Annotated in this window: 21 protein-coding genes; 8 read left to right on the forward strand and 13 right to left on the reverse strand. The window is 72.3% G+C overall.

Going from position 1 to position 17,928, the window contains the following annotated elements:
* Window positions 1-484: 484 nt before the first annotated feature.
* The 3 genes from AB0C20_RS27595 to AB0C20_RS27605 all read right to left on the reverse strand — a co-directional run bounded on the left by AB0C20_RS27595 (window position 485) and on the right by AB0C20_RS27605 (window position 3,167).
* Window positions 485-1,129 carry a response regulator transcription factor gene (locus tag AB0C20_RS27595; protein WP_357185940.1) on the reverse strand — a complete coding sequence of 215 codons (645 nt, stop codon included), beginning with the start codon at window positions 1,127-1,129 and terminating at the stop codon, window positions 485-487.
* The gene (locus AB0C20_RS27600) at window positions 1,120-2,301 is read right to left on the reverse strand and encodes a histidine kinase (RefSeq protein WP_357185937.1); all 1,182 of its coding nucleotides are present in this window, start codon (window positions 2,299-2,301) and stop codon (window positions 1,120-1,122) included. The genes AB0C20_RS27595 and AB0C20_RS27600 overlap by 10 nt, the downstream gene beginning before the upstream one ends.
* Before the next feature lie 83 nt (window positions 2,302-2,384).
* Window positions 2,385-3,167 (reverse strand): DedA family protein, encoded by a 783-nt coding sequence (locus AB0C20_RS27605; protein ID WP_357185935.1) that lies wholly within the window; start codon window positions 3,165-3,167, stop codon window positions 2,385-2,387.
* A gap of 82 nt (window positions 3,168-3,249) precedes the next feature.
* On the opposite strand from AB0C20_RS27605, the gene AB0C20_RS27610 reads away from it, so the two are divergent.
* From AB0C20_RS27610 to AB0C20_RS27625, 4 genes are all read left to right on the forward strand, one after another.
* Entirely contained in the window at window positions 3,250-3,948 is a 699-nt protein-coding gene (locus tag AB0C20_RS27610) for a carbon-nitrogen hydrolase family protein (protein ID WP_357185932.1), read from the forward strand.
* A 65-nt stretch (window positions 3,949-4,013) separates the two neighbouring features.
* Entirely contained in the window at window positions 4,014-4,817 is an 804-nt protein-coding gene (locus AB0C20_RS27615; RefSeq protein ID WP_357185929.1) for an alpha/beta hydrolase, read from the forward strand.
* Between the two features lie 47 nt (window positions 4,818-4,864).
* Complete coding sequence (locus AB0C20_RS27620) at window positions 4,865-5,305, forward strand: VOC family protein (RefSeq protein WP_357185926.1); 441 nt, start codon at window positions 4,865-4,867, stop codon at window positions 5,303-5,305.
* A 45-nt stretch (window positions 5,306-5,350) separates the two neighbouring features.
* Entirely contained in the window at window positions 5,351-5,851 is a 501-nt protein-coding gene (locus AB0C20_RS27625) for a DinB family protein (RefSeq protein WP_357185923.1), read from the forward strand.
* 42 nt (window positions 5,852-5,893) lie between these two features.
* Here the strand turns inward: AB0C20_RS27625 and AB0C20_RS27630 are convergent, their stop codons facing one another.
* The 6 genes from AB0C20_RS27630 to AB0C20_RS27655 form a co-directional block, all read right to left on the reverse strand.
* Window positions 5,894-6,535: a histidine phosphatase family protein gene (locus AB0C20_RS27630; RefSeq protein WP_210787484.1), complete on the reverse strand. Its 642-nt coding sequence runs from the start codon at window positions 6,533-6,535 to the stop codon at window positions 5,894-5,896.
* A gap of 33 nt (window positions 6,536-6,568) precedes the next feature.
* Window positions 6,569-8,026 carry a serine/threonine-protein kinase gene (locus AB0C20_RS27635; RefSeq protein ID WP_357185920.1) on the reverse strand — a complete coding sequence of 486 codons (1,458 nt, stop codon included), beginning with the start codon at window positions 8,024-8,026 and terminating at the stop codon, window positions 6,569-6,571.
* 98 nt (window positions 8,027-8,124) lie between these two features.
* On the reverse strand, window positions 8,125-8,328 hold the full coding sequence (locus tag AB0C20_RS27640) for a hypothetical protein (protein ID WP_357185917.1): 204 nt from the start codon (window positions 8,326-8,328) through the stop codon (window positions 8,125-8,127).
* Between the two features lie 2 nt (window positions 8,329-8,330).
* Window positions 8,331-9,395, reverse strand: a complete 1,065-nt coding sequence (locus AB0C20_RS27645) for a LacI family DNA-binding transcriptional regulator (RefSeq protein ID WP_357569062.1) — start codon at window positions 9,393-9,395, stop codon at window positions 8,331-8,333.
* Between the two features lie 115 nt (window positions 9,396-9,510).
* A complete protein-coding gene (locus tag AB0C20_RS27650; RefSeq protein WP_357185911.1) occupies window positions 9,511-10,398 on the reverse strand; it encodes a helix-turn-helix transcriptional regulator in 888 nt (295 codons plus the stop codon).
* 142 nt (window positions 10,399-10,540) lie between these two features.
* Window positions 10,541-10,780, reverse strand: coding sequence for a DUF397 domain-containing protein (locus tag AB0C20_RS27655; protein WP_091406718.1), 240 nt, complete (start codon window positions 10,778-10,780; stop codon window positions 10,541-10,543).
* 264 nt (window positions 10,781-11,044) lie between these two features.
* Between AB0C20_RS27655 and AB0C20_RS27660 the strand changes: the two genes are divergently transcribed.
* The gene (locus tag AB0C20_RS27660; protein ID WP_124857357.1) at window positions 11,045-11,695 is read left to right on the forward strand and encodes a GGDEF domain-containing protein; all 651 of its coding nucleotides are present in this window, start codon (window positions 11,045-11,047) and stop codon (window positions 11,693-11,695) included.
* 10 nt (window positions 11,696-11,705) lie between these two features.
* Here AB0C20_RS27660 and AB0C20_RS27665 read toward each other — a convergent pair whose 3' ends face one another.
* The gene (locus AB0C20_RS27665) at window positions 11,706-12,782 is read right to left on the reverse strand and encodes a phosphotransferase (protein WP_357569063.1); all 1,077 of its coding nucleotides are present in this window, start codon (window positions 12,780-12,782) and stop codon (window positions 11,706-11,708) included.
* A gap of 115 nt (window positions 12,783-12,897) precedes the next feature.
* On the opposite strand from AB0C20_RS27665, the gene AB0C20_RS27670 reads away from it, so the two are divergent.
* Window positions 12,898-13,542, forward strand: a complete 645-nt coding sequence (locus AB0C20_RS27670; protein ID WP_357569064.1) for an NAD(P)H-dependent oxidoreductase — start codon at window positions 12,898-12,900, stop codon at window positions 13,540-13,542.
* A gap of 62 nt (window positions 13,543-13,604) precedes the next feature.
* Here AB0C20_RS27670 and AB0C20_RS27675 read toward each other — a convergent pair whose 3' ends face one another.
* Window positions 13,605-14,096: a type II toxin-antitoxin system PemK/MazF family toxin gene (locus AB0C20_RS27675; protein WP_030336385.1), complete on the reverse strand. Its 492-nt coding sequence runs from the start codon at window positions 14,094-14,096 to the stop codon at window positions 13,605-13,607.
* A 50-nt stretch (window positions 14,097-14,146) separates the two neighbouring features.
* Between AB0C20_RS27675 and AB0C20_RS27680 the strand changes: the two genes are divergently transcribed.
* Complete coding sequence (locus AB0C20_RS27680) at window positions 14,147-14,662, forward strand: NUDIX domain-containing protein (RefSeq protein WP_357185900.1); 516 nt, start codon at window positions 14,147-14,149, stop codon at window positions 14,660-14,662.
* Window positions 14,663-14,688: 26 nt separating this feature from the next.
* Window positions 14,689-15,927, forward strand: coding sequence for a hypothetical protein (locus AB0C20_RS27685; protein ID WP_357185898.1), 1,239 nt, complete (start codon window positions 14,689-14,691; stop codon window positions 15,925-15,927).
* A gap of 76 nt (window positions 15,928-16,003) precedes the next feature.
* Here the strand turns inward: AB0C20_RS27685 and AB0C20_RS27690 are convergent, their stop codons facing one another.
* Window positions 16,004-17,218: an FUSC family protein gene (locus AB0C20_RS27690; protein WP_357185894.1), complete on the reverse strand. Its 1,215-nt coding sequence runs from the start codon at window positions 17,216-17,218 to the stop codon at window positions 16,004-16,006.
* 58 nt (window positions 17,219-17,276) lie between these two features.
* Window positions 17,277-17,792 carry a DUF2267 domain-containing protein gene (locus tag AB0C20_RS27695; protein ID WP_357185891.1) on the reverse strand — a complete coding sequence of 172 codons (516 nt, stop codon included), beginning with the start codon at window positions 17,790-17,792 and terminating at the stop codon, window positions 17,277-17,279.
* Window positions 17,793-17,928 lie beyond the last annotated feature (136 nt).

Below are 17,928 nucleotides of genomic sequence, written 5' to 3' on the forward strand. Positions count from 1 at the left end.
GGACTGTAACGAGCGGGTGGAGGCTGGCATTCCAGCCTGCGCGACCAGCCCTCACGGTCGGGCAGGCGGGTCGGTGGTGCTGCGATCGTCAGGGTATGTAACGACCCCGGCCCGGCCATGATTCCGGCCCACGAGTGCACCCGACCACACCCCACAAACCCCCACCAACGACCAAACCACCCACACCCACCGGAACCCCTGGCGTCCAATCGCCCCTCACCCGCTTGATCCACTCGGGTTCACGGAAGGCGGGGCATCCCGGACGCCGGGACACCCCGACATCAAGGAACCCGAGTCGATCATGCCGGGCCCGGCCCCCGCGTGCCCGGCGTCCGATCCCGCATGGCTTGCCTGGTCCGCGCCTGCACGGCCCCAGATCCGGCATGGCTTGCCCGGCCCGCACCTGCACGGCCCCTGATTCCGCGGGCTGGGCCGGCCGCCACGCCCGGCCCACGAGGATGCCCGGCCTACGAGGATGCCCGGCCTACGAGCCCAGGTAGCGCAGAATTGCGAGGATTCGCCGGCTGAAGCCCGTTGTGTGTACGAGGTCGAGTTTGTCGAAGATGGCGTTGACATGCTTCTCGACTGCGCTCTGCGACACGTGCAGCCGCTGGGCGATGGCGAGATTCGTGTGCCCCTGGGCCATCTCGTGCAACACGTCCCGTTCCCGTGGCGTGAGCCGACCGAACGGGTCGGGCCGTTCCGAGCCGGCCACCACCTGACGGACCACCTCCGGGTCGAGGGCGGTGCCTCCGGCGGCGACTCGGTCGAGTGCGTCGAGGAAGTCATCCACCTGGGCGACCCGGTCCTTCAGCAGGTAGCCGACCCCCTCGGGACGGTCCGCGAGCAGTCGCCCGGCGTAACGCCGCTCCACGTACTGGGAGAGCACGAGGACGCCGGTGTCGGGCCACCGACGACGGATCTCCAGGGCGGCCCGTAGCCCATCATCGGTGTGGTTGGGTGGCATCCGGACGTCGGTGACGACCACGTCGGGACGGGTTCGTCCGACAGCCTCGACAAGCTCATCGGCGGTCGCGACCGCCGCGAGCACCTCGTGCTCCTCGTCGGCGAGTAGCCGCGTCAGGCCCTCCCGGAGCAGCGTCGAGTCTTCGGCGAGGACTAGGCGCACGGCAGTTGCGCCAGCACTGTCGTCGGACCGCCGGCCGGGCTGGTCACCAGCAGCCAGCCGTCCAGCGCGGCGACCCGTCGCGCCAGCCCGGACAACCCTCGTCCGGTCGGTTCCGCCCCGCCGACGCCGTCGTCGTGTACGCGCATCCGGATCCACCCATCCCGTACTCCGATTTCGACAGTGACCAGGGTAGCGGCGGCGTGTTTCGCGGCGTTGGTGAGCGCCTCGCAGGCCACGAAGTACAGCACCGTCTCGACGTGCCGCTCGGGACGGACGGGCAGCTCGCAGCGGATCCGCACCGGCACCTCTGATCCGCGGGCGACGATGGCCAGGACCTCGCCCAGATCGCTGTCGTCCAGTGCTGACGGGTAGACGCGCCACGCCACCTCGCGCAACTCTTCGATGGCCCGTTGCACGTCCTCGTGCGCCTGGGCGAGCAGTGCGTGGGTGCGGTCGGCGTCGCGGGCGCGCCGGGCCCGGCCGAGCAGCATGCCGAGGGCGACGAGCCGCTGTTGGAGGCCGTCGTGCAGGTCGCGTTCGATGCGCTGCCGTTCGGCGTCGACGGCGGCGATGACCCCGGCCCGACTGGTGGTCAGCTCGTGGACTCGCCGTGTCAGCTCGGCCCGACTTCCTGGCCCGAGCAGTCGTCGCGCCAGTCGGATGTCCAGCGCGGCGATGCTGGCAACGGCCTGAACGTTGAGCAGTAACAGCACCGCCCCGACGGTGGTCTGGGTCAGGGCGTCGAGAAGGGTCAGCTCCCCGCGCACCGCCGAGCGCAGCACGATCCCGGCCAGCACCACGCCCACGCCGAGCACGGCGTACGCCAGCAGGCCGAGCGTGCCGGGTAGCAGTCGGGCGGCCAGGTAGCCGAGCTGCCGCCGGGTCGCCACGGTGTTCGGCGCGGGCAGATCCTCCGCGGCGAGCAGCCCGGCGAGGCGGCGATGTTCCATCCGCACCAGCAGCCCCCCGTACCGGTCGGTCAGGCTGGCAATACGACGGCCGGCAGCAGGCGCGACAGCGCGCACGCTGGATGCGGCGGCGGCGACGGCGAGGAAGGCGAGCTCGACGGCGGCCGTCGCGATGCCGACGGCGACGCCTAGGGGTAGCCGGAGCCGAAGCCACCACCTGCCGGTACGCCGCTCCCCCACCACCTCGCCCGCCTTGCGCACCACGCCTGTTCTCCTGCTCTGCGTCATATGCCCCGCCCGCACGCGACCCAAGGGTGGCGCGTGGGGTGGAGGAGAAGAAGAGGGGGCTAGCGCTCGTCCGAGGCCCACGATCCGCTTCGGTAGAGGGTGCCCCGACCGCCCGGGTCGGGCATCCCGTTCAGTTCGCTCTGCTCGGGCTCGGTCGGCTCGGGGTTGCGGGCGGCGCGGCGGGCTTTCAGCACACGGGACCCGACGAACCAGGCGGCCCCCGCCACGCAGACCACGATCACCACTTTCTGGAGCGTGCCGACGTAGCCCTCGACGAGGTGCCAGTTGTCGCCCAGCAGGTAGCCGGCGAGCACGAATGTGGTGTTCCAGATCAGGCTGCCCAGCGTGGTGTAGAGCAGGAACGTGGTCACCGGCATCCGCTCCACGCCCGCCGGGATGGAGATCAGGCTTCGGAAGATCGGGATCATCCGGCCGAAGAAGACCGCCTTCACACCGTGCCGCAGGAACCACGCCTCGGTCCGGTCCACGTCGCTGAGCTTGACCAGTGGAAGCCGGGAGACGATGGCGCGCATCCGGTCGCGCCCCAGGGCCGCGCCGATCAGGTAGAGCGCGAGCGCGCCCACCACCGAACCCAACGTGGTCCAGAAAATCGCACCGACCAGACTCATCCGTCCCTGGGCGGCGACGAACCCGGCCAGCGGCAGGATCACCTCACTGGGGATCGGCGGGAAGAGGTTCTCCAACGCCACTGCCAGGCCGGCACCCGGCCCGCCGAGCCGTTCCACCAGGTCAGTGACGTAGCCGACGATCCCGTCCTGTGGTGGCTCCGCTGCGGCGGCGGGGGTTCCGGTGGCGAACACGGCGTGGGACGTTCGAATCATGCGCCCACGTTACGAAGTCATCCTGAGAGCCGACCATGGGGCCGACCGCCCGACCGCGAGGGTCGACCACACCGGTGGGGGTGTGGAAAGCCGCACCCCGCTGCGGCTCGCTGTGGTCCAGCCGCCGTGCGTACCCCTGGATGTCGCGGCAAACGCGCGGGCGCACGCCGCCGCGGTCCGCGCGGCGCGCGCCCGGTTGGTGGTCTTTCCGGAGCTGTCGCTGACCGGGTACGAGTTGGACGCGCCGGTCGTGTCCGTCGACGACCCGCTGTTGGCGCCGCTGGTCAGGGCGTGCGCCGAGGCGGGTGCGCTGGCCCTGGTCGGTGCGCCGGTCGCCGGTGACCACATCGCGATGCTGGCGGTGACCGGCGGCGGTGCGGCGGTGGCGTACCGGAAGATGTGGCTGGGGGACCCGGAGGCCCGCCGGTTCCGGCCCGGCGACGCGCCGGTCGTGCTCGATGTGGACGGTTGGCGGGTGGGGCTGGCGATCTGCAAGGACACCGGCGTGGCCACGCACGCGGAGCGGACTGCCGCGCTCGGGATCGACGTGTACGCGGCGGGCGTCCTGGAGTCGGCCCGCGACGCCGCAGTGATAGACCAACGGGCGCACCGGATCACCACCGCGCACCGGGTCTGGGTGGCGGTGGCGAGCTTCGCCGGGTCGACCGGCGGTGGCTACACCGAGGCGGCGGGCCGGTCGGGCGTCTGGACGCCGGACGGCGAGGTGTACGCCCGCGCGGGCACCGACCCGGGCGAGTCGCTCAGCGTCAGCATCGGCTGACCGGGCAGTCGACGTCGGACCCATCCCCTAGCGTGGGGCAGTGTCACCGAGACGAGGAGGAGCGCATGGTCGAGGCCGCGACGACCGGCACGGTCCGCTCGGCGGACGGCACCATCATCGCCTACGAGCGCAGCGGCGCCGGTCCTGCGGTGATCCTGGTGGATGCAGCGGGCGGGTTCCGCGAGATGGGCCCGATGAGGTCGCTGGCGGCCCAGCTGGCCGAGGAGTTCACAGCGCTGACCTATGACCGGCGGGGCCGGGGGCAGAGTTCCGACACGTCCCCGTACGCGCCACAGCGGGAGGTCGAGGATCTACGGGCCCTGATCGAGGGCGCGTCCGGCGGTTCGGCAGCCCTCTACGGTTTCTCCTCGGGGGCGGTGCTGGCGCTCCTCGCCGCGACCGGCGGCCTGTCGGTCACCCGGCTGGCCCTGCTGGAGCCGCCGTTCGCGCAGGGCGAGCAGCCGACGGACGATCCGGGCCTGGCCGCTGACATCACCGAGCTGGTCGCCGCCGGCCGTCCGGGCGATGCGATGCTGCATTTCCAGCGCAGCATCGGTGTGCCCGCGGAGTTCGTCGACCGGATGCGCGACGGGCCGGGCTGGCCGGCCATGGAGGCCTTGGCGCACACCCTGGTGTACGACCTTACCCTGCTCACGGCCCTACCTGCCGAGGCTCTGACCGCACTCACGATCCCGACGTTGGTGCTCGAAAGCGCGCAGAGCGATGCACGGCTGCACGGCTGGGCACGGGAGGTGGCCGAGGCGCTGCCAGCGGGGCGGCACCGGACGCTGCCCGGCGAGTGGCACGGTGTTTCGGTTGACGTGCTGGCACCGGTGCTTGCCGACCACTTCTCCGGCCGCGCCGACTGAACTGCGACGCCTGGCACCTGTCGTACGTTCCGGGCAGGATCGGGCCCATGAGCACCGTCCCCTCCCGACTGTCAGTGGTCACGCTGGGAGCACGCGACGTCGCCGCGCTGCGGTCGTTCTACCGGTCGTTGAGGTGGCCCGAGCTGCCGGCCAGTGACGACGGCTGGTCAGCCTTCCTGCTCGGTGGTGTGCTGTTAGCGCTCTACCCGCTGCCGGAGTTGGCCGCCGAGGCGGCGCCGGGCGTGCCCGCGCCGGCCGGTGGCTGGTCGGGGGTCACCCTGGCCTGCAACGTCGACAGCCGCGACGAGGTCGACACTGCGTTCGAAGCCGCCGTCGCGGCGGGGGCGACGGTGGTGGCGGAGCCGACAGACCGGTCCTGGGGTGGGCGCTCCGGCTACATTGCCGACCCGGAGGGCAACCGCTGGGAGATCGCGTGGGCGGGCACCGCCCGCTTCGACGAGCGCGGTGCTCTTCTCTCCTTCGGCTGAGTAATGGTGTTTGCGCGCCGGCGATGACCTTGGAATGCTTCGGGAATGACCTCCTTCCCTCCGACCTTCGCCGATGATGTCGTCGGCCAGTCAGCCCAGACACAGTTCGAGGCGTTCATCGACGAGCACCGCAGAGCGCTAAACGGCTACCTGGACGGGCTGACCGAGGAGCAGGCGCGCCGGTCGTTGGTGCCGTCCCGGACGACGCTGCTGGGTCTGGTGAAGCACGCCGCGTTCGTGGAGAAGGTCTGGTTCGACGAGGCCGTCACGTGTCGGCCCCGGGCCGAGATCGGCATCCCGGCCACGCCGGACGAGTCGTTCATCCTCGACGACGGCGACACGATCGCCTCGATCCAGCGAGCGCACCGCGAGGCGTGCGAGGCCTCCCACCGCGCGACGGCGTCGCTGGGCCTGGACGACGTGCTGCGCGGCAACCGGCGCGGCCCGCTGCCGCTGCGCTGGGTCTACCTGCACGTGCTGCGCGAGCTTGCCCAGCACTGCGGGCACGCGGAGATCCTGCGCGAACAGATCCTGGCCGCCGACTAGCCGCGCCGCAGGCCGAAGCTGGTCGCGCGCGGTGTGGCCCGGTCAACCTCTGGCCCACCCCCCGGTGTCGGCGAAGCGGCGCAGCGTCCAGCGGGCCGGCGGCCAACCGCCGGGGTCGTGGTCGGTGGTCCATTCGGTGATCGAGGCCGGGGGCACGTCCAGGTCGAACGCCCGGAAGACCGGCTGCGCGCCGAGCGCGTGGAAGGCGCCCTCGACGGTCTCGCTGTGGCCGACCAGGACCACTGTGGAGCCCCGGTGCCGGTGGGCGATCTCCATGATCGCGCGGCTGACGCGGACCACCAGTTCGGCCCAGCTCTCGTTGCCCTCCTCGAACGGTCGGAACACGCCGCCACCCGCCACCGCGTGGTCGGTACGGAAGAGGGCGGTCGGCAGGCCGTCGGCGTACGGGGGTGTGTGCCAGGTGCAGAGACCACAGTCGGCCACGGGCCGGACGCCGAACGCCGCGCCGATCGGTTGCGCGGTCTCGACGGCCCTGCGCAGCACGGACGAGTAGACCGCCACCGGACCGTCGACGGCAACCTCGCCGGTGAGCCGGTTGGCCAGGTCGTGTGCCTGCTCGTGGCCGAGGGCGGTGAGGCCGCGACAGCCACGTGGCCCACCGATGATTCCTTCGAGCTGGTGGACCGACTCGCCGTGTCGCACGAAGATCAGACGTGTCCGCATCGGGACATCATGCCAGCGGTATCGACGTGGGTATCAGTCGTCCGTACGGCTGGTGGAGAAGCTGCCGGTCCGGGCGAGCAGAGCGTCCAGTTTCGCGCCCGTCTGCGCTGGTAGACGGTCCCGCCGCACCAGCTCGGCGATGCGGTCCCGTAGGTCGGCGACGCGCTCGGCGCGGTCCCTGGTGCGGCGGTTGAGGTCGGCGAGGTCGTCGCGCAGATCTTCGGCGGTCTTCCGGTCGACGTCGCCGCGGGCGACAGCGGTGGCGAGGACGGCGGCGAACTCGCTGCTCACCTCCCGGAAGCTGACCGGTAGCTGCTGCCCGACGGTCGGGGGCGCGGTGCTGGCGGTGGGGCGTGTTGGCGACGGTGCGGCCGGCGTCGGCGAATGTGTCGTGGGCGCCGGGGCCGGGGCGGAGGTCGACGGCGCGGCCGCGATCTCGGCCGGGTCGGGTGTGCCCGGGTTGCCGAGCGGATTCTCCACGAACAGGACGCCGACGCCGATCAGTACCGCGAGCACGGCCGCGACGAGCACGGCGAGGGGCCGACGCGACCGGCGTCGGGCCGGTGCGGCGGGTGCCGGGACGGGACGGGCCACCATCGACCGGTCGATCAGGGTGGGCGGGTGGGCGGCCGGCCGGATGCGCAGCAGCTCGGTGGGTGGCTCGACCGGCTGACCGGCGCCGAAGCGGCGGGCCAGGTGCGCGGCGCTCGGCCGGTCGGCCGGGTTGGCGGCCAGGCTGGCGACTGTCAGCTCGGCGATGTCGGCGGGTAGGCCGGGCACCCGCAGCGGCGGCACCGGGGTGCCCAGCCGGTGCACTTCCAGCGCGTCCTCCCAGCTCTGCACGGGCAGTGGCGCCCGCCCGGTGAGGGTGCGGTAGAGCAGTGCGCCGAGGGCGTACACGTCGCTCGCCGGGTCGGGCGGGCCGGCGGTCAGCCGTTCCGGGGCGAAGTAGGCGGGGGTGCCCATCAGCGGTTCGCCGGACTGGCTGTCGAGGCCGCCGAGCGCGGCGATGCCGAAGTCGAGCACCTTGGCGCCGGTGTCGGTGAGCATGACGTTGCCGGGTTTGACGTCGCGGTGCACGACGCCGATGCGGTGCGCGGCGGCCAGCGCGGCAGCGATCTGCCCGGCCACTCGGACCGCCTCCGGCCAGGGAAGCGGCCCGGTCCGCAGCCGGTCGGCCAGGTTGTGACCGTCGACGAGTTCCATCACCAGGTACGGGACCACGACGCCGCCGGCCAGGGTCGCCTCGGCGTAGTCGTACACCTGGGTCACGTGTGGGTGGGTCAGCCGCGCGGCCGCGCGGGCCTCGCGTTGGATGGTGGCCCGCAGTTGTGGGTCGGTGGCGAACTGCCCGGCGAGCACCTTGATCGCAACTGGCCGGCCGAGCACCTCGTCGTCGCCTCGCCACACCTCGGACATGCCACCGAGACCGATCCGCTCGTGCAGTACGTAGCGGTCGTGGAGGCGGAGAGTGGGCGTGAGCGGCGACATGGCTTCACCAGTCTGCCTGGCAACACCGCCCTCGACCACTCTGCGTGCCCGGACCCACACTGTTCGTCCCGTGCGTACCGGAATGGGATTGGTGCGGTTCAGGAGCAGCGCGGGCTGGCGGGCAACGGTCGTGGCTGGATGCGGTCGGCGAGCCGGCGCAGGGCGAGGGCGGTGGCCTGCCGGGTCGGGGCGAGCAGGGCCCGGCGGGGGTGTTCGACCTGGACCGGAGCATCCGGTCGGGCCGAGTTGACGTGCCGGTTCATGGCGTCGAGCGCGGTGATGTATCCGGTGGGAGGTTCCATGGTCAACCCCTCGGGACAGGTCCGGTGGAGCCCCGGACAATGAGTGCGGTGGGCAGCAGTACGTGACCGGCCGCGACGTCCGCGGGCGGGTCGAGCAGTAGTTCGGCGGCGATTCGGCCCTTCTCCTCGGCCGGTTGCCGGACGGTGGTGAGACCGGCCGCGGCGGCCTCGGGGACGTCGTCGAAGCCGGTCACCGAGACAGTTGGACGATCATGGGCCGGCCGTGCGGCCAAGGCGTCCAGCACACCGAGCGCGAGGACGTCGGAGCCGGCCAGCACGGCGGTCGGCGGCGCGGGTTGGTCGAACAGCCCGGCGACGGCTGCGGCTGCCGCCGGGCGGCTGTTGCCCGGGACGTTGACCACAGTCAGCTCGGCCCAGCCGACGCCGACCTCGGCGAAGGCGTCGGCGAACCCGCTGAGCCGACCTCGGGTGGTCGGATGCGGCACCTGGTCGACCCCGGCAACTGTGAGCGGGCCGGCCGGCGCGTCGGGCAGCACGGAGTCGGCGAGCAGCGCCACCCGACGGTGCCCGAGCCCTGCGACGTGCGCGGCGGCGCTGCGTGCGGCGGTCCGCTCGTCGATGCCGACGAACCGTTCGTCGGCGCTGGCGTCGTCGCGGGCGGCCGTGCTGACGAACGGCAGCCCGCGTTGTCGGATCACATCCAACGCCCATTCCTCGTCGGCGACGCAGTAGACGCAGAACCCGTCGACGGCGGCGTTCTCCACCGCCTGTCGGGCGTCGGTCGCCCCCGGGGGCAGCGGCACCAGCAGCATGCTGATGCCGTGCCGTTCGGCCGCCGCGCCGACACCGGCGAGGAAGCGGACCGCGAACGGGTCGGTGAAGGCGTACGACAGTTGCGAGGTGAACAGCACCCCTATCGACCCGACGAAACCTCGGCGCAGGGAGCGCGCGGTGGGGTTGGGGCCGGGGTACCCGAGTTGCCGGGCGGCGTCCAGGATCCGCTCGCGCAGGGCGGCGGAGAGCTGGTCGGGGCGGCTGTAGGCGTTGGACACGGTGCTGCGCGAGACGCCGACGGCGTCGGCCACGGCTTGCAGTGTTGGCTTCACCGGCACCCCTCTGTATCGATCCAGTCTGTATCGATACAGAGACTAGCCCGGCCGGTCGGCGTCGGTCAATACGTGGGCCGAGAGTCCCGCCTGCGGGCGCCTGATCGGTCGAGGGTCAGGCTGGGTAGGTGTCGTCCAGCAGTCGCCCGAGGATCTCCGCCGTACGCTCCGGCGGCTCGGCCTCGACGCAGAGCCGCTCCATGGCCACCGCGTAGTAATCCAGATCGTCGCGCTTGTCCAGGTAGATGGCGCTGGTGAGCTGTTCGATGTAGACGATGTCCGGAAGCTCCTGGTCGCCGAAGCGCAGGATGGTGAAGGCGCCCCCGGCGGCGGCGTGGCCACCGGCGGCGAACGGGATGACCTGCAACCGGATGTGGGGCGACTTGGTCGCCTCGATGAGCGCGGTGAGCTGACCGCGCATTACCTCGGCGCCACCGATGGGCCGGCGCAGGGCCGCCTCGTCCACCACGGCCCAGAGCTGCGGCGGGTTCTGCCGCTGGAGCAACTGTTGACGCTGCATCCGCAGCGCGACACGTCTGTCGATCTCACCCGGGCCGGCCGCGCCGTGCCCGAGCAGCACGACCGCCCGGGCGTACTCCCGGGTCTGTAGGAGGCCCGGCACGAACTGCACCTCATAGCTGCGGATCAGCGCGGCGGCCGCTTCCAGGCCCAGGTACGACTGGAACCAGGAGGGCAGCACGTCGCCGTAACGGTGCCACCAGCCAGGGCTGTTCGCGTCCCGCGCGAGCTTGAGCAGCGCGTCACGCTCGTGGTCCTCGGTGACGCCGTAGAGGGTCAACAGGTCGGCTACGTCGCGCTCCTTGAAGCCGACCCGACCGAGCTCCATTCGACTGATCTTGGATTCGGAGGAGCGGATCTCCCAGCCGGCGCCCTCCCGGGTCACCCCGCTGGACTCCCGGAGACGGCGCAGTTGGGCGCCGAGCAGCATGCGCAGCACGGTCGGCCCGGTTGTCGGACCACCCTCGGCGGGAACCATCGTCACGTGCGGACCTCCGGACACCGACCCACGACGGCCGGGCGCCCCGGCCCGGCCGACGTGTAAGCATGCCATGGACCGACAGTGAGGTGAACTCCTCCGCGCCGGCAAATCGGTCCCGTCGCCGGGACGACCCACCCTCGGACGGTCAGTTGATCAGGTGGTCGAAATCTCCGTCCCGCGCACCGAGAACGAAGGCGGCGATCTCATCCACTGTGTAGATCAGTGCCGGCCCTTCCGGGTGTCGTGAGTTGCGGACCGCGATGCCCGCTCCCTCGGGCAGTTCGGCCAGTTCGACGCAGTTGCCGCTGGGGTTGCTGCGGCGACTCTTCTGCCAGCTCAGCGGAGGCAACTGGTGGATCGGTACGCCATTGGGTGGCTGCTGCATGGGGGCGTCTTTCTGTTACGAGCCCGCCGGTGGCCGTGGGAGGAGCGGTGACGGCGAGGGGGTGCGGTATCGACATTGGACGGTTCTGCACGTGCATCTGCTATTGCATCTGCATCCGACGGCGAGCATGATAACGCACATGATCGGTGCCCATCCGTTCACTTTGTGTTACCCCCACACGGGCAACGATCAGGCAAAACTGGGCCCGACGCGGCGCGCCGCGTCAACCGAAGACTGGAGGCGGTCGCGGCGATGGGAGGGTTCGTGCCGGATCCGATGAGTGTCGCCTCCGGCGTCTGCGCGGCGGGCGCGCTGCTCTCCTCCTGGCAACTACGCCGACGGGCGGTGCGCGCCGAGGCCGAGATCGGTCACCTCCAGGCAGAGCTGGCCGCCGAACGGCACGCCGCCAGCCACGACCCACTCACCGGGCTGCCCAATCGACGCGCCTTCTACCGCCTGGCGGCCGCCCTGCTCACCGACGCCGCCGGCCAGCCGCTGATCGCCGTGGTGCTCGATCTGGACGACTTCAAGCAGATCAACGACCGGTACGGGCACGCCGCCGGCGACCAGGTGCTGATCAGTGTGGCCGAACGGCTCGCCGGCTTCGCCGGGGACAACCTCGTGGCGCGCCTCGGCGGCGACGAGTTCGCCGGGCTTCTCTCCAGCCCCACCGTCGACCGGCGCTGGATCGAGCACTCCACCCGTCGGCTCAGCGAAACCGTCGCCGCGCCGATCCGGCTGAGCGGGTGCAGCGTCCGGGTCACCGCGTCCGTCGGGCTCGCCCCGGTCACCGGCCCCGCCCAGCTCACCGACGCTCTCAGCCGCGCCGACGCGGCCATGTACCAGGCGAAGAGCCTCGGCGGCACCCGATCGCCCCGCCAACTGGTCGACAGCGCGTTCCTCGGCGAGCGCTGACCGTTCAGCCCTATTCCGCGTGGTGGCCGCCCTGAACGGACGCCGGGCCCGCGACGCGCCGCCGGTCGAGACCGCGCAGTGCCGCATCGGCGAGAGTGACCAGACCCACCGGTGACACCAGCCCTCGCACGATCCGCGCCGCCCGATCCCGGTCGGCCGCCTCGGCGTCGAGGTCCAACGCCTGGCGGGTCCAGTCGCTGAGGTCGTCCAGCGCGCGGACCGCGAGGAACCAGGCCAGGCGCACCGGGTCGACGTCGGTCCTGCCGTAGCCGGCGAGCACTGCCTGCTGCTGCTCGGCAGTGATCGGCGCGAAGGCGAGCACCCCACCAAGGACGAACATGAGGTCGCACTCGGGCGGGGCGAGCACCGCGTCATCCCAGTCGATCAGCCAGACCCGCCCGTCCGCGCCGAGCAGCAGGTTGCCCAGGTGCGGGTCGCCGTGGCAAACGACGTTCGCGCCGGGCCGGTCACGCTTGTCGACGGCACGGTGCTCGACCTCGCGGATCAGCACCCCCAGCCGGTCGGCCGCCGCGGACCACACCCCCGCCAGCTCCATCACCAGCGGGTCCGCGAGGTCGACCGGGTCCGGGTCGCGCAGCCGCGCGGCCATCGCGCGGGTTGCGGTCACGATCGAGGGGTACGCGGCGCCGCCCGCCGGTAGCAGCCGGCTCAGCTCGACGGTCACCGGCACCTCGTGCACGGCGGCCAGCACCTCGCCGTACGCGCGCCAGTGCGCGCCGGTCATCGGGCCGTCGAGCGCTCGCCGGTCGGAGACCCATGGAACCACCGAGAGGCGGCGGCCGTCGTTGTCGATCGACAGCCGTCCGTCGTCGGCCCGCAGCGGCGCGGCGATGCCCGGCACCCCCTGTTCGGCCAGGTACGCCGTCACGACCAGGCCGGCCGAGGTGCCGCCACCGCTCAGCTTGACCGCGTACCGAGAGCCGTCGGCGTCCCGAGCGAGCCACAGTCGGGCGTGCTGGTCCGCCCCGGAGGTGACGGACTCCATCGTGGACAGGCGCAGGCCGAAGCCCGCCCGTACCTGTTCGGCCACCTGCCGTGCGACGTCCTGCACCATGCGGAACACCATGCCAGCGCTCCGGCCACCGACCCAGCGGTTTTGCCGGCCGCCGGGGCGTTCCGAGACGTCCTATCCGGGTATGGCAAGTCAGTACCCGAATCATGACCGCCGAGAGGAACTCGACGTGGCGACCATCAGCGCCCTCGTACTCAACTGCACCCTCAAGCCGTCGCCTGCTCCGTCGAGCGCCGATCAGCTCGGTCGGGAAGTGCTCGCCGAGTTGGCAGTGCAGGGCGTGGAGGGCGAGATGATCCGGGTCGTCGATCACGACGTGCGTTTCGGGGTGGCCACGGACGAGGGCGACGGCGACGGTTGGCCGGCGATCCGCGCCAAGCTGATGGCAGCCCAGGTGCTGATCATCGCCACGCCGATCTGGCTCGGCCAGCCCTCCAGCGTCTGCAAGATGGTCCTCGAACGCCTCGACGCCGAACTCTCCGAGACCGACGCCGAGGGCCGGCTCCTCACCTACGGCAAGGTGGCCGGCGCCGCCGTTGTCGGCAACGAGGACGGCGCCCACCACACCATCGGCGAGGTGCAGCAGGCGCTCAACGAGGTCGGGTTCACCATCGCCGCGGCCGCCGCGACCTACTGGGTCGGGGAGGCACTGCAGACCGTGGACTACCGCGACGCCGGCCCCAAGCCCGACACCACCGGCCGCACCACGAAGGCCCTGGCGCTCAACACCGCACACCTGGCCCGACTCCTCGCCGACCAGCCGTACCCGCCGCCGGACACGAAGGGTGCCGCGGTCGGGCCGAGCCGCGAATAGATCTCGCCGCCAGGTGCCTCACTGTGGGGCTACCCCCACTGCCGGGGTTGCTCGCCGCGCGGTCAGCGCCAGCCGTAGCCGGCGCGCAACGCCTGCCCGACGCGGTCGAAGCGGGGCCGGTCCAACACGGCGCCCTCCCGGCGGATGCTGTCCTCGCGCATGGTGAGCACCCGGTCCAGCCGGACCCAGCTCGGCCGGTTGTCGCGGTCCCACTCACCCGGCCCGAGCGCGAACCAGTGCCGCTGACCGTCCCGCTCGCTCTGGCTGGACAGCATCAGCCCGAACAGGGTCCGGCTGTGCCGCCCGACGACCAGCACCGGCCGGTCCTTGCCCTGGCGGGGGTCGTCCTCGTACGGCACCCACGTCCAGACGATCTCGCCCGGGTCGGCCTGACCGTCCCGTTCCGGAGCGTAGGTCAGCTCCCGACGCTGCAGGGCGCTCACCTGACGGCGGCGGGCCACCTGCGCGGGCGCCGGCCCGGTACGCCGGGGCGACGGGATCACCGCACCGACCCGGGAGATACGCGCCGCGACATTCCTCAACAGACCAGCCACGGCGGGCAGCCTACCCGCCGCCGAAGAGGGCGGTACGACAGACTGGCTCCATGAACGAGCTGCCCCGTGACCTGCCGATCCTGGAGCGACGCGCGGTGCGGGTGGTGGTCACCGACGGTGCCGACCGGGTGTTGCTGTTTCACACCCGCGACCCGGACCACGCCCGGCTGGGCACCTGGTGGGAGCTGCCGGGCGGTGGCATGGATCCCGGTGAGACCTATCGCGACACGGCGGTGCGGGAGCTGCGGGAGGAGACCGGCATCGTGATCACCGCCGACGAGGTTGGTGCGCCGAACTGGCGGCGGCGGGCGAGCTTCCTGCACCGCCAGTTGCGGCACGTCCAGGACGAGGTTGTCGTCGCCGTACGGCTGGCCGGCCCCGGCCCGGACGTGGACGAGGCGCACCGGCTCGACTACGAGCGGGAGGACTACTTCGGCTTCCGCTGGTGGCCGTTGCCGGCGGTGGTCGCCAGTCGGGAACGGTTCTATCCCGGGCAGCTCCCCCGGCTGATCACCCCGTTCCTCGCCGGCACGAAGATCGACGAGCCGTTCGAGCTGTGGTCATGAGCCGGGCCGGCGGGCAGAGTGGGGACATGAGGACCGATCTGCACGGGCCGCTCTCCGCGTACGCCGCGCGGCTGCACACCACGGCCGGCGACGGACACCACGTCGCCTCCCCGCTCGGTGCCTGGCTGCTGCTCGCTGTCACTGCCACCACGGCCGACAGCGATCCGGCCGTAGCGGACAGAGCCGCCGCGAAGCTGGCGCAGGCGCTGGGCACCGACCTGCCGAGCGCGGCCGAGGTGGCCAGAACACTGTTGGAGGCGCCGCACCCGCTGGTCGGGTCCGCCACCGCGCTCTGGCACCGAACGGGGCAGGGCGACGGCGGGCCGGCGGCGTGGCGGGCCGCGCTGCCCAGCACGACCGAGGTCGGCGCACTGCCCGATCAGGCCGGGTTGGACGCCTGGGCGCGCGAGCACAGCCTCGGCCTGATCGAGACGTTCCCCCTGGAGGTCGATTGGGACGTGGTGTTCATCCTGGCCAGCGCGTTGGCCACCCGGGTGTCCTGGGCGAACCCGTTCGACGTCGCCGACGCACGCGCGCTCGGCGCCAACAGCCCGTGGGCCGGTCAACTACGGCGGGCACTACGCAGCCCGAGCCATGGCCACCACTGCGCCATCGTGTCCACAGCGCGGGCCGGTGACGTGATCGTGCACGCCGCACCCGCCCAGACGACCGACGGTGCGGGGCTGGTCGTCCTCTCGGTCGCCGCCGCGCCGCAGGTGCCACCGGCCGAGGTGCTGGCCACTGCGTACGACCTGAGCGCCGACGCGGCCGACGGCGCGCCACCGGTGGGCAGCCGCGCGCTGTTCGACCTGCCGCTCGGCGAGACTCCGCTGTGGACGCTGACCGAGGAACGGGTGCACACCTGGGCGCGCGACGGCCGCGAAGAGCGGCACACCGCCGTCCTGCCCTGCTGGTCCGCTCGGAACGACCATGACCTGACCGCCCCGGCGCTCGGCTTCGCCGCCGCGGTGGACACGCTCGCGACGGCGCTGGCGCTGCCGGTGGAGCGCTTCGAGGCATGGCAGACGGCGGTGGCCCGGTTCGACAGGTACGGCTTCGAGGCGGCGGCGGTGACCGGCATGGCCGGGATCACCAGCATGCCGCCGGAGGGCGTGGCCCGCACCGCCGAGCTGCGCTTCGGCCACCCGTACGCGGTGGTGGCCGTCGCCACCGACGCCGGGGCCGACGGCGTCACCGGCCCGTGGCACGGGGTGCCGGTCTTCTCCGCCTGGGTCGCCGAGCCCGAGGAGGTGTCCGAGGCGTGAGTCACCTCGCGGAGGACCAGGTGACCGCTGTGCTCCGGGCTGACACACGCTCGGCCCGTTCGATCGCCGGCGGCGCTCACTCGGGTGCGCCACCCGGCCGGAGTGACTCCTCGCCGTGCTGCTCTGCCTCCCGTACCACCTGGTTCGCGGTTGTCGGATCGCATCCGGTGGCCCGCAGGAGGTCGCTGGCGGCGGTGCGCAGTTGAGTCACCACCGCGTCGCCGAACTCGTCGACGCCCCGCGCCCGCGCGCGACCGGCCTGGTAGACGGCGTCGCGCGCGGCCTGCCGGGTGCGCTCGGTCGGTCGGCCGGCCCGGTGTTCCCGGCGCAACAGCTCGACCGCGTCGGCGAGTCTCCCGACGCTGGCCGGCAGGTCGGGGGGAATCGGCTCGTTGTACTGCAACGCCATCGCCGATCGGCGGGCCACTCCCCGGCCGTGTTCGATGACGCGTTCCACGTGCTGGCTGGCCCGCGCGAACCGCTCCACATCCTGGCGGCGCAGCCACCGGGCGGGCGCAAGACTCACCACCTCCTCGGCACCGCTCAGCGCCTGGTGCATGCGTTCGAGGTCGGGGCCCATGGCGCGCAGCGCGTCCAACGCGCGGACCGCCCGCTGCTGTTCCCCGGTGTGCAACGCGGCGGAGACCTCCCGTAGTTGCTTGGCGAGGCACTGGTAGATCGGCGCGGCGTCACGGTCGAGGATCCGCATCGGGTTCAGCGGCACCAGAACCGCAACCACCACGAGACCCACGACGCCACCGACCATCGCCTCGACGATCCGGGGCCACTCGAGGTCCTGTTGGGCGGGGCTGAGAGCGGCGAGCAGCACCGCCGTGCCGCCTGCCTGACCGACGGCGGCACCGCTGCGCCCGAACAGCACGAGCGTGGCGAAGATCGCGCACCCGACGACGAACCCGGTCTGCCAGAACCCGGTGCCCAGAAAGGACAGCAGGAAGTCGGTGGTGGCGATACCGAGGCCGACCCCGACCAGCAGTTCGACGGTGCGGTGGGCGCGTTGACCTAGCGCGGCGACGATAGTGCCCACCGCCGCCGAGGGCGCGAAGATCGGCGCAGGGTTGCCCAGCACGTCGTGCCCGATCGCCCAGGCCAGAGCTGCGGCGAGGCCCGCCTGCACCGAGATCACCAGTGCGACTTCCAGCTGGCTCAGCCGCAACCGCCCCGCCCGGCCACCGCGACCGCGAACCCGGGCAGCGGCCGCCCTGACTCGTTCCACCACCCGCCCACGCCGTGGGCGGGTGACGTCGGGTCGGCGGCGACCATCAGGATCCACCGAGCACTCGTACCACGCCGAGTCCGGCCAGTACCGACAATCCCGACACGAGGTCGGGTCAGAACCCGCCGTCGCGCGGCAGTCGCGCCACCATCTCCCGGAACTCCCGCACCGTCATCGCCGTTCGCAACGTGGCGAAGACGGCGCCCGTGCCGGCCCGGGCAGCGGCCGGGTCCACCCCGGCACGCTGTTCCACCCGACGAAGGAACTCCGTCGGGCCGGCCTCCATCGGAGTCGCGCCGGCACCGCCGACCTCCAGGCCCACCCCGCTGGTCAACCCATCGGCGCCAACATCCGGGGTGAGGGCCCCGGCCGGATCCGGGGCCGGAAGGGCCGTCCCGGCCGCATCCGAGGCAGGACCGGAGGCCCCGCCCGCATCCGGGGCCGGGCCGCTCAGGTAGCCGTCGACCTCGTTCGGAAGGTGCCCGACGAGGTCGCCGGGCGCGTCGCCGGTCACCCGCTCGGCCAACGTCTGGAGCACGGCGCGGGCGAGCACGGCGGCCTCCTCGGCCGGCAGGCCGGACCGTTGGGACACCGCGTCGATGAAGTACGGGAACCCGTCGCCGTCGGTCACGCTCGGCCGGTTACCCCTGGCCGGCTGCGACAAACTGCTGCTAGGGCCTGTTTCATAAGGGCGGTCGAGCCGAGGCGGAGTCCGGGCGGCGATCCGGCAAGGCGCGGTTTCGCCGGGCCAGCCACAGCACCGGCCC

Origin of the sequence: Micromonospora sp. NPDC048843 (assembly GCF_040649965.1) — a bacterium.
GTDB lineage: Bacteria > Actinomycetota > Actinomycetes > Mycobacteriales > Micromonosporaceae > Micromonospora > Micromonospora hortensis.